Here is a 14,756-nt window from a genome sequence, read left to right on the forward strand (position 1 = left end):
TATGTTCCAAGGCACCCCCTCGGCTTCCTCCAGACCCCACTGTTGCCAGTGGCGCCCTTGCCTGCTGGTTACCTTCCCGCTGGTTGGGCGGTAGGGTTTCTCTCAACCCATCGGCTCGGTAGACATGCCGGGCGCACCGCGGATGCGGAGGACCTGCTGGTCCTCCGCTCGCCTCCTTAACCGACACGGAACTCGTGTAAGAGCTCCTCCACCAGTTCCCCCCTGGCCAGCTCCTGCTTCACCAGGGGAACATCCACAATGTCCCCAAAATGATCCGTTAAGGTGGGCCGCTCCACCTGATAGAAGATGCCGATGGGAATCCTCTCTCCCCACTCCCAGCTCCTGGCCCACGCGGCCTGGCGGTCGCTGCGGTCATAGCCGGCTTCCTGGTCCAGATCGTACACCCGGGAACGGTAGAATTGGTAGGTGTTGATCCGGTTAAAGGTGACGCAGGGCTGGAGAACATCCACTAAGGCAAAGCCTTTATGCTGGATGGCAGCTTTGAGGACCCGGGCCAGATGCTCCTGGTCACCGGCAAAACTGCGGGCCACAAAGCCGGCGTTGAGGGTAATGGCAGTGGCCAAGGGGTTAAAGGGCTCGTTATACGCTCCCAGGGGCGTAGTCCCAGTCACCATCCCCCGGTCGCTCCTGGGCGAAGCCTGCCCCTTGGTTAAGCCGAACACCTGGTTGTCGTGGACAATGTATGTGATGTCCACATTCCGCCTGATGGCGTGGAGGAAGTGGTTTCCCCCCTCAGCATAGCCGTCGCCATCACCGCCCACCGCGATTACAGTCAAATCGCTGTTGGCCAGCTTCGCCCCAGTAGCGGTGGGTAAAGTGCGGCCGTGCAGCGTATTGAGCACATTACCGCTGATATAATGGGGCAGCTTGCCCGCCTGGCCGATACCGGAAACGAAGAGCACTTCCTGGGGTTTGAGCCCCAGCTCGCTTAGGGCCTTGGCCAAGGCCCGCACGATACCGAAATTGCCGCACCCGGGGCACCAAGCTGTCTCCCTGCTCACCACAAACCCTTGCTCAGCCACGGCATTCACCTCCCGGAAGCCTGTCCAAAATATACTTGGCGTTCATGGGCCTGCCGTCATAGCGCCTGATGCTGCCCGTGGGCTTCCAGGCAAAGCGGGAAGCGATGAGCTCCTCCAGCTGCCCAGAGTAGTTGCTTTCCACAATGAACTTCTGGGCAGGTTTTTGTAACAGCTCACCTAGCCTCCGGGGCAGGGGAAAGACCTGGGGTAGGTGGACCCCCTGGGCTCTGCACCCGCGGCTGTTGAGGACGGCCACCGCTTCTGCAATGGCCCCCTTGGTGGATCCGAAACCGATGAGCATGATCTCCGGATCCTCCGCTCCGCAGAGCACGGGGTCCAAGGCGTTATCTTCCACCAGCCTCTGCTTGGCCATGCGTTTTTCCATCATCTTCCGCCTGGTTTCCGTATCTTCGATGAGATGGCCGGCCTCGTCATGCTCATCACCCGCGCTGACCACAAGGCCAGCTCCAAAGCCTGGGTAAAGGCGAGGCGAGATGCCGTCTTCCGTGAAGCGGTGCCGCAGGTAAGCAGGGCCAGCTTCTTCAGGAGCAGCCAGCTTACCCCGGCGGATCTCGATCTTGCTCAGATCGAAAGGCGGTACGGTGGTATAGGAATCGGCCAGATGCTGGTCGCTTAGGACCACCACCGGCATCTGGTATTCTTCCGCCAAGTTAAAAGCATGGGCCATGAGGTAAAAGGCCTCTTCCACATCCCCCGGGGCCAAGACCGCCCTGGGGAAATCGCCAAAGGACATGGCGACGGCAAACCTTAAATCGCCCTGTTCAGTGCGGGTGGGCAGCCCCGTGCTGGGGCCCGGCCGCATGGCGTTGATGACCACAATGGGGATCTCCGCCGAGCCCGCGAGGCTCAAAGCCTCTGTCATCAGGGCAAATCCTCCGCCGGAGGTGGCGGTCATAGCCCGCACTCCGGTGAAGCTGGCGCCAATGGCCATATTGATCGCGGCTATTTCATCTTCCGCCTGCTCCATGATGACCTTGGCTTCCCTGCCGTAGCTGGCGATGAACTCGGTGACACCCGTGGAGGGGGTCATGGGGTAGGCGCTCATAAACTTCACCCCTGCAGCCAAGGCCCCCAAGGGCAGGGCGTCATTACCCCGCAAAACCAGGTGCGGCCTGCTCTTGGCCGGTTTGGCCGGTCGGGGCCTTGCCCCCAGCAGCCCCCTCACCCGCTCAAATCCGTGGGAGGCCACCTGCTGGTTCCCGGCCACAACCGCCTCGCCCTTATCGGCAAACATCAAAGCCAGGGTCTCATGGAGTACAGTAATCTCTTCGCTGAGCAGCGCCCAGACGGCCCCTGCCGCCACCGCGTTGGCCATGATCCTGGGCTGGCCCAGCTCCTCTGCCATGCGGGCAAAGGGCAAACCGATACAGTTCTCCTTTGTTACCAGTTCTTTTGCTGCATCACCTAAAACATCTGGATCGTAGATGACCACTCCGTCCGGTTTGACTTCCCCCAGTTCCTGGGTGACCGTGGTTTCATCCAGGGCAACGAGAATATCGATGTCGTCCTCCCAGGAGGCCACAGGCTGGTCCGCCAGCCGGATCTGGAAGAAGTTGTGGCCTCCCCGAATACGCGACTCGTAATCCTGGTGGGCGAAGAGGTGCCAGCCCTCTTGGGTGGCCGCCCGGAGCAGAATGGTACCTACCGACACCAAACCCTGCCCCGCCTGCCCTCCAATCTTGATGTTTAGGGTCTGCATGATCTGCCTCCCTGCCTAAAACGCCCGGATCTGGCTCTTGGGAGCCTGGCAGATGGGGCATTTCTCCGGTGCATCGCCCTCATGGGTCCAGCCGCAGACGTCACACACGTAGACCGTGCCCAGTTCGATGTCGATCTTCTTCTCCTGAACCGTCTTCTTGGCCTGGCCGTACATGTCGGCGTGGATCTTCTCAGCCTCCAGGGCATAGTGGGTGGAGCGGACCGCACCCTTTTCCTGCTGGAGCTCGGCCACTACTTTAAAAGCAGGGTACATCTCTTCCACTTCGTAGGTCTCGCCATCAATGGCATCCTGGAGGTTGGCCACTGAATCTTTGATCCCGCCCAGCTCCTTCAGGTGGTTGCGGGCATGGACCAGCTCTGCATAGGCAATGGCCCTAAACAGCTTAGCCACATTGGGTAAGCCTTCCTTCTCCGCCACGTTGGCGTAGATCTGGTACTTCATGTGCGCCATGCTTTCTCCGGCAAAAGCATCCCTCAGGTTCTTTTCGGTCATGATTCTCATGCACAAATCCCCTCCCAATTGATAGTGCTAATGGTTACTATAGCATACCAGCAATTTACTGGCAAGACGCTATTGCTATACATTCGTAACAAGCGCTTCCACTAGATGCTGGGCGGAAACACCTGTTTTGCGCGGTGTGTTGTGGGTAACCTGTGTATAATGTGGAAAACTAAGCCACTTAGTGAATTACCTCACCTCCCCCTAAGTGCCCTACCCCCAGAGCAGCCAAATCAGGATGTAGCCCACGGTCACGGCGGCCAGGGTAAAGGGCACACCCAGCCGCATGAACTGGCCGGCGCTCACTTCATAGCCTTCCCTGCGCAGCAGCCCGATACCGGTGATGTTGGCGGAAGCGCCGATGGGGGTGAGATTCCCGCCCAGGGTAGCTCCGCACAAAAGTCCGAAGTAGAGGAGGTTCGGTTCCACTGCCATAATGGAAGCTACACTGCCCATCACCGGCAGCATGGTGGCCACATAGGGGATGTTGTCCACGAAAGCGGAGATCAAAACGGACATCCAGACAATTAGGGTGTAAACCAGGAAGACGTTACCCTGTCCCGTGCGGGCGATGAAGGCGGCGAACCTTTCGATCACCCCAGCTTGCGTCAGTCCGCCCACCACCACAAACAAACCCATGAGCAAAAGCAGGGTGAACAAGTCGATATCGAGGATGGTCTTCCAGCTGTGCTTAAAGCCTTTCCCCAAAGCCAGATCCCGGATCAAGCCCACCGCGAAGAGGGCAACGCAGATCAAGCCGTTGGTGATGTGGGGTTTTTCGGGAATAAAGGAAGCCAGGATCAGAAGCACGATCATGATCAGAAGCAGATAGCCCGGGAACCTATCCTGCACCTCGGTACGGGCTTGCGGTTGGATCTGGCCCTTGGTGGAGCGCAGCACCCAATACAGGATGGCGGTGGCAGCTACTGCCCCTGCCTGTACCACCCAGAACATCCCGGGCCGGCCCTGGAGCCAGAAAAAATCCAGGAAGTCCAAATTGGCATGCCCGCCCAGGAGGATGGAAGTGGCATCACCCACCAGGGTGGCCGCACCCTGGAGGTTGGAGGCGATGGCCACGGCGATCACGCTGGTCACAGGGGAAATTCCCTGCTTCTTGGCGATACTCATGGCCACCGGGGCCACAATCAACACCGTCGCCACATTGTCCATGAAAGCAGAAATGATGCCGGAAAAGAGAGATAAAGCCACGATGGCCCAGCGAACAGTGGGCGTCTTCTCCAGGATCAGGTCCGCCAGCAGAGCAGGCATCCGGGACTCGATAAAGAGCGAAACAATCCCCATTGTTCCGGCGATCATCAAGATCACATTCCAGTCAATAAAGCCAAAGACCATGTTCAGGGGGACAATACCCACCGCAACAAAGATTCCTGCCGAGACTAGTGCGATATGCGGTCTGTAACGGGGCAGCAATAACAGCAAAAGGTAAGTGATGGCAAATAGTGCGATGGCCAATGTTTGCAATGCAACAACTTCCTTTCAACATTTCTTCTTTGAGGGAATTCTCTTTTGAGCAGAGGGATTCCTCTCCATAAAGACACCCTCTCCCGGAGATTTTGCCCTCGGGATGGAGCCCCCCAATTGCGCTAGTTCTTTCAGCCACGGCAGGGATCGGCTTCCCGGATGACTAATACCCAGAGCAAATCCTCTGCGCACGGAAGTGCCGTCATGATGGAAGGAAAAGGAGGCAGAACGATGGTTGATGTACTCCGTTTTGGTATGGTGGGTGGAGGTCTCGGCTCCTATATCGGCCAGGTGCACCGCAAGGGAGCCACCTTCGATGAGCAGGCCAGGCTGGTGGCGGGCAGCTTCTCCCGGGATTTCCAACGGACGCTGCAAACCGGCCAGCGGCTGGGCCTGGATCGGGAGCGCTTGTACCGGGATCACAACGAAATGGCAGAGCAGGAAGCAGCCCGGGAGGACGGCATTGACTATGTGATCATCTGCAGTCCCAACTACGCGCACTACGCGGCCGCCAAAGCCTTTCTCGAACGCGGTATCCATGTAGTGTGCGATAAGCCCCTGACCGTCACTGTGGAAGAAGCAGAAGAGCTGGCCCAGCTCGCCCAAGAGAAGGGTCTGCTCTTTGCCGTCAGCTATGCCTATGCCCAATGCCCCGCGGTGAAGCAGGCGCAGTTGATGGTGCAAAACGGTGACATTGGCGAGATCCAGGTGGTCATGGCCGAGTACCCCATGGGCTGGCTGGCCGCGCCCGTGGAGCAGGAGGGCGAGGTGCCCTGGCGGACGGACCCCAAGCAGTCGGGCATCTCCAACTGCGTGGGCGACATCGGCACCCACATCGAGAACACCGTGGCCTACATCACCGGGTTGGAAATCGAAGAGCTGTGCGCCCGCTTGGATAACTTCGGCGGGGATAACCGGCCCCTGGATACCAACGCCCACGTGCTCGTGAAGTACAAAAGCGGAGCTGTGGGCAACTACTGGTGCTCCCAGGTGGCCATTGGCTACGACAATCCCCTGAAGGTGCGCATCTTCGGCACCAAGGGCACAATTGAGTGGTGCCAGGAGTTCCCCAACCACCTGCGCGTGGCGAAGCTGGGCCAGCCGCCCCAGATGCTGGCCAAGGGCCAAGAGTACTTCTACCCCCAAGCCAACGAGCTGGCCCGCCTGGGCGCGGGGCATCCCGAAGGCTATTATGAAGCCTTCGCCAACTTCTACCGCGCCTTCAACGGCGCGCTGCTCAAGCATAAGCAGGGCCTGGAACTCACCTCTGAAGATCTGGACTTCCCCGATGTTTTTGCTGGCTTGCGGGGTGTGAAATTCATCCACCGCTGCGTGGAAAGCTCCAAGCGGGGTTCCGTCTGGGTCAAGTTCGACTAAAGCTTCTGGTCTAAAGCGCTAAGTACCCTCGAGGACTTAGCGCTTTTTCCACTTCTCCCCTTAGCAGGATTTGTGTACAAACGGTGGAAAAAAGATCAACTACAAGTTAACTCAAAGACTCAGACCAGAGGGGGGGTTAGCATTGTCTCTGCCCAGAAAACTCTTGGTAAGTGCACTCCTGTGCTTGCATTTGGCCCTTCTCTTCAGCAGCGTCCCGGCAGCGGCGGGCTCCCCAGGGGAAACCGCCCACCTCATCCACGGCCAGGCCTGGCTGGATACTGCTGGTCAAGCCCTGGAAAACCCCGCTTACAAGTACGCCATCTACCAATCCCGTTCCCTCGCGGTTAAACACCCCGAACTGTATCTGCAGGCAGATGCCCTGTTCAACGAGGTTTTGACCTCCCGGCCCAACATGATCAAGTTCTACCGCAACCGCACCCAGGATCCGCAGCGGCAGTGGGAGGAGTACCGCGCCATCCTGCTGAGCCGGAACGTGGAGTTTTTCCGCTGGTCAGAGTTCTCCAGCGCTGAGCACAACCCGGTGAGCTGCCGGGAGCTCTACGGCAGCGCAGCCTTTTTGCCCTTTGTGGATCTGAGGCTCCATTTCATGGCCTCAGCCCTCAAGGGGGCAGACTGGCAGGCCACGCCCCTATCCATGGCGGAATTCCTCTATTTCCAGCACGGCGCGGGCAAGGATTCCTTCATCATCGTCACCGCGGACGGCACCGCCTACCTTTACAAAGCCAGCACCCCCACTTCCCCGGCTGAGCTTTTCACCTACAGCGGCGAGCCCTGCAGGGAACTTGAGGGAGATGCGGTGCTCATCTTCAACCAAGAGTACGTCTGGTATCCCCTCATGGGCAGGGACGATCGGCTGGAAAGCCCGGCTCTGGCGGAAGCGGTGGCCAGCTGCGCCCAAGAAGGTTTCATCCCTGAACTCACGGCGCTGGAAGCGGAACTGGTGGAAATTCTTAAAGAAAGCACAAAACTCCATTCCCAGGAAGACAGGCTTTTAGCCCTGGCCTGCGCCGCCAAGCTGCACACGGCCTCCTGGCGGCTCCATCCAGAGCTTTTCCAGCAGCTGGATCCTTTCTGGGCCGAGATGGCGGGATTCAGCCGCAACCAAGCGCCGGACCCCCTGGGCTGGCGCGGCGCCCGCATCACCCTGCTGAGCAACCGCCTGTGCCCAGTGGCGGCGGAACTGGCCGCGGTGGCCAGGGAAAACAGCAGCAGGGGCCTAAAGGCGCTGATGGACAGCATGGTGCAGGAATACTTCCGGCGGCTGGGCCCCAGCTCCAGTCCCAGGCCACTGACCCTGTGGTACCACAGTGATCTTTACCTCCTCAACCTGGATGATTACCTTTTGGCCAGGGCCGGCAGCGACCTCTCCACCGCCCTGGCCACAGCGGCCATGCTGGATCTAGCGGACATTCCCGGCCTGGAAGTGTATGTGGTGGGAGCAAGGTTTGAGTATGATCTGGGGAGCCACGCCTACTGTGCACTGTTTTTGGGGGAAGAGCGGGGGATCGCCGCCTACGGCCAGTGGTTACCGGAAGCAAACGGTCTGTTCGATCCCGCTGTAGCCGCACAGACAGGCCTGGCCCTCTCCGCCCTGCTCACCCCAAGGGGCTGGGTCAATTTCGCCACAGATGATGATCTGGACTTCCGCCCGGTGAGCTCATCCCTGGAAGCCGACTCCATCCTGCAGCTGCTGCAGGTAGTGAGCCGTAAAACGCAGGGCCAAGCCCGCATCGCCACAGGCTATTCCCGGGAGCTTCTGCAGGCCACGGGTATCTACGACGTTGAACGCTTCATCAGCGAGTTTCCTGCCCTGCCGCTGCAGCGCTACCCCTTTTAGGTGGTGCAGCCTGGCAGGCCTGAACAAACGCCGCGGCATTTGTCCCTGCATTTGACATATGGATAAAGGGTTTTCTCCCCTGTTTACCTAATATCCCCACAAGTATTCTTGCCTGGAGGTGGAACAAGCATGATTGAGGGAAAAGACATCAAGACCCAAGCAGGCACGCTCCGTTTTGGCCTGGTAGGCGGAGCCTCTGGCTCCTTTATCGCCGACGTTCACCGCAAAGCGGCGCTCTTTGACGGACAGGCGGAACTGGCCGCCGGGTGTTTTTCTTCTAAGTACGAGCGGACCCTGGAAACCGGGAAACGGCTGGGCCTGGATCCCCAGCGTCTCTACCGGGACCACGGGGAAATGGCGGAAAAGGAGGCGGCCCGGGAGGACGGCATCGATTTTGTCATTATCGCCACACCCAACTACCACCACTACCCCGCGGCCAAAGCGTTCCTGCAGAGGGGTATCCACGTGGTCTGCGACAAGCCCCTCACTCTGCAGGTGGAGGAAGCGGAGGAACTGGCCAGGCTCGCCGAGGAAAAGGGGCTGCTCTTCTGCGTGACCTACGCCTACTCCCAGTATCCCGCGGTTAAGCAGGCCCAGATGATGATCAAAAATGGCGAAATCGGAGACATCCAGGTGGTTGTGGCTGAATATCCCCAGGGCTGGATGGCCACCCCCGTGGAGCAGGAGGGCAACAAGCAGGCTGCCTGGCGCACAGATCCGGAAAAATCCGGTATCTCCAACTGCGTGGGCGATATCGGCACCCACATTGAAAACACAGTCTCTTACATCACCGGGCTGGAAATAGCTGAACTCTGTGCCCGCCTGGACATCTTCGGTGCAGAGGGTCGGACGCTGGATACCAACGCCCATATTCTAGTCAAGTACAAGAACGGCGCGGTGGGCAGCTACTGGTGCTCCCAGGTGGCGGTTGGCTATGATAACGGCTTGTCCGTGCGCATCTTCGGTACCAAGGGCACCATCGAATGGCGCCAGGAAGATCCCAACTACCTCATCGTGCGCAAGCTCAACCAGCCGGTCCAGGTGCTCTCCCGGGGGAACCCCTACTTCCACCCCGCAGCCGCAGGCATGTCCCGCGTCCCCGCTGGGCATCCCGAGGGCTACTACGAGGCCTTTGCCAACACCTATCTCAAGTTCACCACTGCCCTGCTCAAGCTCAAACAGGGCCTCGAGCTGACGGAAGAAGACCTGGATTTCCCCGATGTCCAGGCGGGCCTGCAGGGGGTCAAGTTCATCCATAAATGCGTGGAGAGCTCCCGGCGGGGTTCGGTCTGGGTTCAATTCGACTAAAGGAGGAGAGCCGATTGTCGCGACCTGTAACCATCTTCACCGGGCAGTGGGCCGACCTCACCTTCGAAGAGGTCTGCCGGAAAATGAGCGAGATGGGCTATGACGGCCTGGAAATCGCCTGCTGGGGCGACCATCTAGACCCCAAAAGGGCTGCAGAAGACCCAGCTTACGTGGAAGACCGCCTGCAGACTTTAGAACGCTACGGCCTGGGCTGCTGGGCCATCGGCGCGCACCTCATCGGCCAGTGTGTGGGCGATAACTGGGATCCCCGCCTGGACACCTTCGCGCCCGACCAGGTGAAGGGGCAGCCTGAAAAGATCCGGGCCTGGGCCATTCAAGAGATGAAGTACGTGGCCAGGGCCGCGCAAAACATGGGTGTTCAGGTGGTTACCTGCTTCACGGGCTCGCCGATTTGGCCCTACTGGTACTCTTTCCCGCCTACGCCGGAAGAGATGGTGGAAGAGGGGTTCAAGAAGATCGTCGAGCTGTGGACACCCATTTTCGATGAATTCGACCGCTGCGGCGTGCGCTTTGCCCTGGAGGTCCATCCCACGGAGATCGCCTTTGATTTTTACACCACCCAGAAGCTTTTGCAGCACTTCAACCGCAGGGAAACCCTGGGCATCAACTTTGACCCCAGCCACCTCCTCTGGCAGGGCCTGGAACCCCATCTGTTCATCAGGGAATTTGCCGATCGCATCTACCATGTGCATATGAAGGACGTGGCGGTAACCCTGGACGGCAGGGCGGGCATCCTCGGCTCCCACCTCAACTTCGGCGATGTGCATCGGGGCTGGAACTTCCGCTCCCTGGGCCACGGCGATGTGAACTTCGAGGAGATCATCCGGGAGCTGAACGCCATCGGCTATCAGGGACCGCTGTCGGTGGAGTGGGAAGACAGCGGGATGGACAGGGAGTTTGGCGCCCGGGAGTCCTTGGAGTTTGTGCGGGGGCTGGACTTCCCTCCCTCCGCCATCGCCTTCGACGATCCCATGAAAAAGTAAGCTCTAGCATGCTGAGCACGGGCTGCTGGTTTTCGGACCAGCGGCCCTTCTTTCTTCATCCAGGCTGGCTTTTTTTAAGAAGCCTCCAGGAACAGCTCCCCAAGGAGCGAATTCCTAAAGACAAAAAAATCACCAAGCAGCGGCGGGAGTTGAAAGCAGTGAAACAGAGCAGAAAGCCAGCGAGAAAGAGAAACGTTGCAAAAATTACCTGCTGTGCCGTGCTGGCCCAGTACGGCGGCGAGATTCCCCCTGAGGATGGGGAGGCTCACGGACGGAAGTACAGTTACATAAGTGAGGAGGAGCTGTATGCTTAAGGTGGAAACGACGCCCAATAACGCGGGGGTCACCATATCCGGAGATTTCTTCGATTTCGACCAGCTTTATGAGGCACTTCACGAAATTGTGGGGGACGAAGATGAGTATCCTGCCCACGGCGGGGCGCGCCTGCGCATCCTGGGGATCTGCTACGATCTGCGCCACGCCAAGATGGGCCATCGAGACTTCACCTTTGTGTTCAATGGGCTCACTGACGAAGTGCGGCAGTGGCATGGGATTGTTGCGCCCGATCGGAATGTCTATCTATCCATCCAGGTTCTGTGGCCCGAGCTTCTGTTCTGCACCATGGCCCTCAACGATTTCGCCGAGCTGCGGGCCAGGAAGCTCGCGGGTAGCCGGCACGGTGCGTTTGAAGACAGGAACGTTATCTGGGACAGCACCCTGGCTCAGATCAGGCTGCTGCAGGCTGAGGTCTGGCAGTGCATCCAGAAGACAGTGCCCTCAACCGTTCTAGGCAGAATCAAGAATCTCATGTTCTCAGGTCAGTTCTCCGCTGTGGGCTACGCCACCCAATACCTGGATCTTTTGAACATCCGCTTCCTGAAACTGGACAGGGAACGGAGGGCGCAAAAGATCTCCATCGTGGTCAAACGCCTGGTGGAAAAGGACGATGAGTATTGGGATTACTGGCATGCGGTGCGGCGCGCGGCCAAAGCCCACGGTTGTAGTCCGGAAGACCTCGGGATTGGCCTTGACTATCCCGAAGAGATCGACTGGTAAAGAAGCAAAACAGGGATTTCCCCAGGCAGTACGAACCAGTACAGGCATAAAGAAAGAGGGCTGGCTGCGGATCCAGCCCTCTTGTTATCCTCTGCGCCTTAAGCAAAACTCACCAGCCGGTCGAAGGAAGGCTTCAGTGCAGGGTAGAGGTCTTTATACACCTGGTACAATTCAGCGTAGACCTTGTGCCACTCCTCATCCGGCTCCACCTGGCGCACCACCTTGATGATGGAATCGGAGGCCTCCCGCACATCGCCGTAGATACCGGTGCCAACCCCGGCCAGGATGGCGGCGCCTAAAGCGGGACCTTCATCGATGTTGATCTCATCCAAAGCGAGGCCGGTGGCGCTGGCAATGATCTTCTTCCACAGCGGCGACCGGGCTCCACCGCCCAGGGCCCTAAGAGAGGTGCCGTTCCAGCCGGCGGAACGCAGCAGCTCCACGGAATCGCAGAAGGCAAAGGCCACGCCTTCCATGACGGCGCGGATCATCTCGCCCTGGTCATGGGTGGCGCTCAGCCCCACGAAGCTGCCCCTGGCGTTGCCATCGCCGTGGGGAGTGCGTTCTCCCGTCAGGTAAGGCAAGAAGACCAGGCCCCGGCTGCCCGGGGGCACCGCTTCCGCCGCCTTGGTGAGCACATCATACTCCACTTCTTCCAGACCTAAGCGGCGCCGCAGCCAGCTCAAGGAGAGCCCCGCGGAGAGGGTGACACCCATCATGTAGAACTCTCCCGGCACGCAGCTGTTGAACATGTGCACCGTACCCTCGGTGACCAGCTTGGGTTCAGCCAAGTGGGCCAGGATCACGCCGCTGGTACCGATGCTCACCATGCCCCGCCCGGGCAGGACCACGCCGGAACCCACGGCTCCGCAGGCATTGTCCGCTCCGCCGCCCACCACGGGGGTACCGGGTTTGAGGCCGGTGGCCTCCGCCGCTTCCCCGCTGATGGTACCGCCGACTTCGGCAGAACCGATGATGGGCGGTAGGATTTCCGGGTCAATGCCCAGCGGTTCCAACACCGGCTTGGACCAGACCCGCTGGCGCACATTCATCATGAGCATGCCCGCGGCATCGGATACCTCCATGGCCAGCTGACCCGTGAGGCGGAAGCGCACATAGTCCTTGGGCAGGACCAGCCAGCGCAGCTTGACGTAATTCTCGGGCTCGTTTTCCTTCAGCCAGACCACCTTGGGCAGGGTGAACCCCTCCAGAACGGGGTTGCACACCTCCTCCCGCAGCACTTCGGCATCCACCGTGGCCTCAATCCGGCGGCACTGGGCCGTGGTGCGCACGTCATTCCACAAAATGGCCGGCCGGATTACCTGGTAGTTGTCATCCAGGAAAACCGAGCTGTGCATCTGGCCGGATAGGCCTAAACCGGCCACATCCTCCGGCGCTACCTGGAATTTCCCCAAAACCCCCCGCACGGCTTCCGCGGAGGCCTGCCACATATCTTCCGGATTCTGCTCCGACCAGCCGGGATGGGGCGAGTAGAGGGGATACTCCACGGTGTGGCTCCCCACCACCTGACCCTCGCCGGTGAGCAGGAGGGCCTTCACAGCCGAAGTGCCCACATCGAGCCCTATGAGATACTTCATATCAGCAACCCGCCTTTCACTCCTGCCGTTTTCCCTCCGTGTCCAACTACTCGAACATATACCTGTTGAGAATGGTCTCCAGGAGTTCTTGGCGTCCGGAGGTGAGCTTGATCTCCTGATTCGCCATGGCGTATTCGCTCAGCTCCTTGAAGCCAACTTCGCCCTTGACGATCTTCTCACCGATACCGCTGGTGTAGCTCTTGTAACGCTCGGCGATGAAGTCCTCCAGCTCCCTGGACTCCAGCAGGCGGTGGGCGATGAGCAGACCGTGGGCAAAGGCATCCATACCGGCGATATGCCCGTAGAACAGATCGATGGGCTCGAAGGAACCTCTGCGCACCTTGGCGTCGAAGTTCAGTCCGCCGGGGGCCAAGCCGCCGTTGAGGAGGATCTCGTACATGGCCAGGGTTGTGATGTAGATGTTGGTGGGCATCTGGTCAGTATCCCAGCCCAGCAAGTCGTCGCCCTGGTTGGCGTCTACGCTGCCCAGCAGGCCGTTGATTCTGGCCATGCGCAGTTCGTGCTGGAAGGTATGCCCAGCCAGCGTCGCGTGGTTGGCCTCAATGTTGATCTTGAAGTACGGATCCAAGCCGTAGGTCTTCAGGAAACCGATCACAGTCCCGACATCGAAATCGTACTGGTGCTTGGTGGGCTCTTTCGGCTTGGGCTCAATCAGGAACTGGCCGGTAAAGCCGATTTCCTTGGCATAGTCCACCGCCATGTGCAGGAAGCGGGCCAGGTTATCCAGCTCCAGTTTCAGATCGGTGTTGAGCAGAGTCTCATAGCCTTCCCGGCCGCCCCAGAAGACGTAGTTCTCCCCGCCAAGCTCCTTGGTGATCTCCATGGTCTTCTTCACCCGGGCTGCGGCGTAGGCGAACACGTCGGCGTTGGGCGAGGTAGCTGCTCCGTGCATGAAGCGGGGATGGCTGAACAGATTGGTGGTACCCCAGAGCAGCTTGATGCCGGTTGCCTTCATCAAGTCCTTGAGCAGAGCAGTGATCTCGTCCAGGTTCTTAAAGGTCTCCTGGAGGGTCTCCCCTTCAGGGGCGATGTCCACGTCGTGGAAGCAGAAAAAGGGAATCTGCATCTTGGACATGAACTCAAAGGCCGCCTCGGCCTTGGCCTTGGCTTCGTCCATGGGATTGGTGAAGCGATCCCAGGGGCGCACGGCGGTACCGGCGCCGAACATATCTACGCCCCGGCCGCAGAGGGTATGCCAATAGGCCATGGAAAAGCGCAGGTGCTCCTCCATGGTTTTATCCCCTACCACCCGCTGCGGATCGTAGTAGCGAAAGGCTAAGGGGTTTTTGCTGTCCTTACCTTCGTACACTACCTTGCTTACTTCTGGAAAGAATTTACTCATCTTCCTCTTCCTCCTTTTCTTGGGATCCAAGGACTAATTCGTCACATACGCCGTGGATTCCCGCAAGATTAGCTCTGGTTCTAAACTGGTATGGGTTACCTCGAAGGACTCTTCGTCAATCTGGCGCAGGACGACTTGCGCGCCCAGCTGCCCCATCAAGTCCACTGGCTGCCTGATTGTGGTTAACTTGGGCATCACCACCTGACACAGTTCAGTATCGTCGAAGCCGATGATGGAGACATCCTTGGGAACCTCCAGCCCGGCTTCCCTCAGTGCCTGCATGGCACCAATGGCCATATGGTCATTGGCACAAAAAATGGCTGTGGGCGGATGGTCCAGCTCAAGGAACTGCCTTACCGCCCGCCAACCCGATTCCCTCTGCCAATCGCCATAGTAAAGCAGGCTGGGGCTCCATTCCAGCCCAGCCC

At 59.2% G+C, this 14,756-nt stretch carries 13 protein-coding genes; 6 read left to right on the forward strand and 7 right to left on the reverse strand.

Annotated features, from left to right (window positions below; all coding sequences use genetic code 11):
• Positions 1 to 176: 176 nt before the first annotated feature.
• The 4 genes from ACE4YL_RS14145 to ACE4YL_RS14160 form a co-directional block, all read right to left on the reverse strand.
• Complete coding sequence (locus ACE4YL_RS14145) at positions 177 to 1,043, reverse strand: 2-oxoacid:ferredoxin oxidoreductase subunit beta (RefSeq protein ID WP_461360508.1); 867 nt, start codon at positions 1,041 to 1,043, stop codon at positions 177 to 179.
• Complete coding sequence (locus ACE4YL_RS14150; protein WP_461365359.1) at positions 1,036 to 2,763, reverse strand: 2-oxoacid:acceptor oxidoreductase subunit alpha; 1,728 nt, start codon at positions 2,761 to 2,763, stop codon at positions 1,036 to 1,038. The genes ACE4YL_RS14145 and ACE4YL_RS14150 overlap by 8 nt, the downstream gene beginning before the upstream one ends.
• A 15-nt stretch (positions 2,764 to 2,778) precedes the next feature.
• The gene (locus tag ACE4YL_RS14155) at positions 2,779 to 3,285 is read right to left on the reverse strand and encodes a rubrerythrin family protein (RefSeq protein WP_461358874.1); all 507 of its coding nucleotides are present in this window, start codon (positions 3,283 to 3,285) and stop codon (positions 2,779 to 2,781) included.
• Between the two features lie 210 nt (positions 3,286 to 3,495).
• Positions 3,496 to 4,764: an ArsB/NhaD family transporter gene (locus ACE4YL_RS14160; protein WP_461358875.1), complete on the reverse strand. Its 1,269-nt coding sequence runs from the start codon at positions 4,762 to 4,764 to the stop codon at positions 3,496 to 3,498.
• Between the two features lie 231 nt (positions 4,765 to 4,995).
• Here ACE4YL_RS14160 and ACE4YL_RS14165 point away from each other — a divergent pair, with 231 nt between their 5' ends.
• The 6 genes from ACE4YL_RS14165 to ACE4YL_RS14190 all read left to right on the forward strand — a co-directional run bounded on the left by ACE4YL_RS14165 (position 4,996) and on the right by ACE4YL_RS14190 (position 11,367).
• Positions 4,996 to 6,141, forward strand: a complete 1,146-nt coding sequence (locus ACE4YL_RS14165; protein WP_461358876.1) for a Gfo/Idh/MocA family protein — start codon at positions 4,996 to 4,998, stop codon at positions 6,139 to 6,141.
• A gap of 142 nt (positions 6,142 to 6,283) precedes the next feature.
• Complete coding sequence (locus tag ACE4YL_RS14170) at positions 6,284 to 7,999, forward strand: hypothetical protein (RefSeq protein WP_461358877.1); 1,716 nt, start codon at positions 6,284 to 6,286, stop codon at positions 7,997 to 7,999.
• 129 nt (positions 8,000 to 8,128) lie between these two features.
• Positions 8,129 to 9,307 (forward strand): Gfo/Idh/MocA family protein, encoded by a 1,179-nt coding sequence (locus ACE4YL_RS14175; protein WP_461358878.1) that lies wholly within the window; start codon positions 8,129 to 8,131, stop codon positions 9,305 to 9,307.
• A 14-nt stretch (positions 9,308 to 9,321) separates the two neighbouring features.
• Positions 9,322 to 10,311 (forward strand): sugar phosphate isomerase/epimerase family protein, encoded by a 990-nt coding sequence (locus ACE4YL_RS14180; protein WP_461358879.1) that lies wholly within the window; start codon positions 9,322 to 9,324, stop codon positions 10,309 to 10,311.
• 158 nt (positions 10,312 to 10,469) lie between these two features.
• A complete protein-coding gene (locus ACE4YL_RS14185; protein WP_461366868.1) occupies positions 10,470 to 10,625 on the forward strand; it encodes a hypothetical protein in 156 nt (51 codons plus the stop codon).
• A complete protein-coding gene (locus ACE4YL_RS14190; protein WP_461358881.1) occupies positions 10,618 to 11,367 on the forward strand; it encodes a DUF6904 family protein in 750 nt (249 codons plus the stop codon). The genes ACE4YL_RS14185 and ACE4YL_RS14190 overlap by 8 nt, the downstream gene beginning before the upstream one ends.
• A gap of 98 nt (positions 11,368 to 11,465) precedes the next feature.
• Here ACE4YL_RS14190 and xylB read toward each other — a convergent pair whose 3' ends face one another.
• From xylB to ACE4YL_RS14205, 3 genes are all read right to left on the reverse strand, one after another.
• Positions 11,466 to 12,965, reverse strand: coding sequence for a xylulokinase (gene xylB / locus ACE4YL_RS14195; RefSeq protein WP_461358882.1), 1,500 nt, complete (start codon positions 12,963 to 12,965; stop codon positions 11,466 to 11,468).
• Positions 12,966 to 13,011: 46 nt separating this feature from the next.
• A complete protein-coding gene (xylA, locus tag ACE4YL_RS14200) occupies positions 13,012 to 14,328 on the reverse strand; it encodes a xylose isomerase (protein WP_461358883.1) in 1,317 nt (438 codons plus the stop codon).
• A 33-nt stretch (positions 14,329 to 14,361) separates the two neighbouring features.
• A partial coding sequence (locus ACE4YL_RS14205; protein ID WP_461365454.1) for a LacI family DNA-binding transcriptional regulator occupies positions 14,362 to 14,756 on the reverse strand: 395 nt, incomplete at its 5' end.

Source organism: Candidatus Darwinibacter acetoxidans (assembly GCF_041936445.1).
In the GTDB taxonomy this organism is placed as follows: domain Bacteria; phylum Bacillota; class Limnochordia; order Darwinibacteriales; family Darwinibacteriaceae; genus DTU010.

Excerpts from the sequence above, each read along its gene's own strand:
- ACE4YL_RS14150 (WP_461365359.1), bottom strand. The coding sequence starts at position 2,763 with ATGCAGACCCTAAACATCAAGATTGGAGGGCAGGCGGGGCAGGGTTTG.
- ACE4YL_RS14155 (WP_461358874.1), bottom strand. The coding sequence starts at position 3,285 with ATGAGAATCATGACCGAAAAGAACCTGAGGGATGCTTTTGCCGGAGAA.
- xylA (WP_461358883.1), bottom strand. The coding sequence starts at position 14,328 with ATGAGTAAATTCTTTCCAGAAGTAAGCAAGGTAGTGTACGAAGGTAAG.
- ACE4YL_RS14165 (WP_461358876.1), top strand. The coding sequence starts at position 4,996 with ATGGTTGATGTACTCCGTTTTGGTATGGTGGGTGGAGGTCTCGGCTCC.
- xylB (WP_461358882.1), bottom strand. The coding sequence starts at position 12,965 with ATGAAGTATCTCATAGGGCTCGATGTGGGCACTTCGGCTGTGAAGGCC.
- ACE4YL_RS14190 (WP_461358881.1), top strand. The coding sequence starts at position 10,618 with ATGCTTAAGGTGGAAACGACGCCCAATAACGCGGGGGTCACCATATCC.
- ACE4YL_RS14175 (WP_461358878.1), top strand. The coding sequence starts at position 8,129 with ATGATTGAGGGAAAAGACATCAAGACCCAAGCAGGCACGCTCCGTTTT.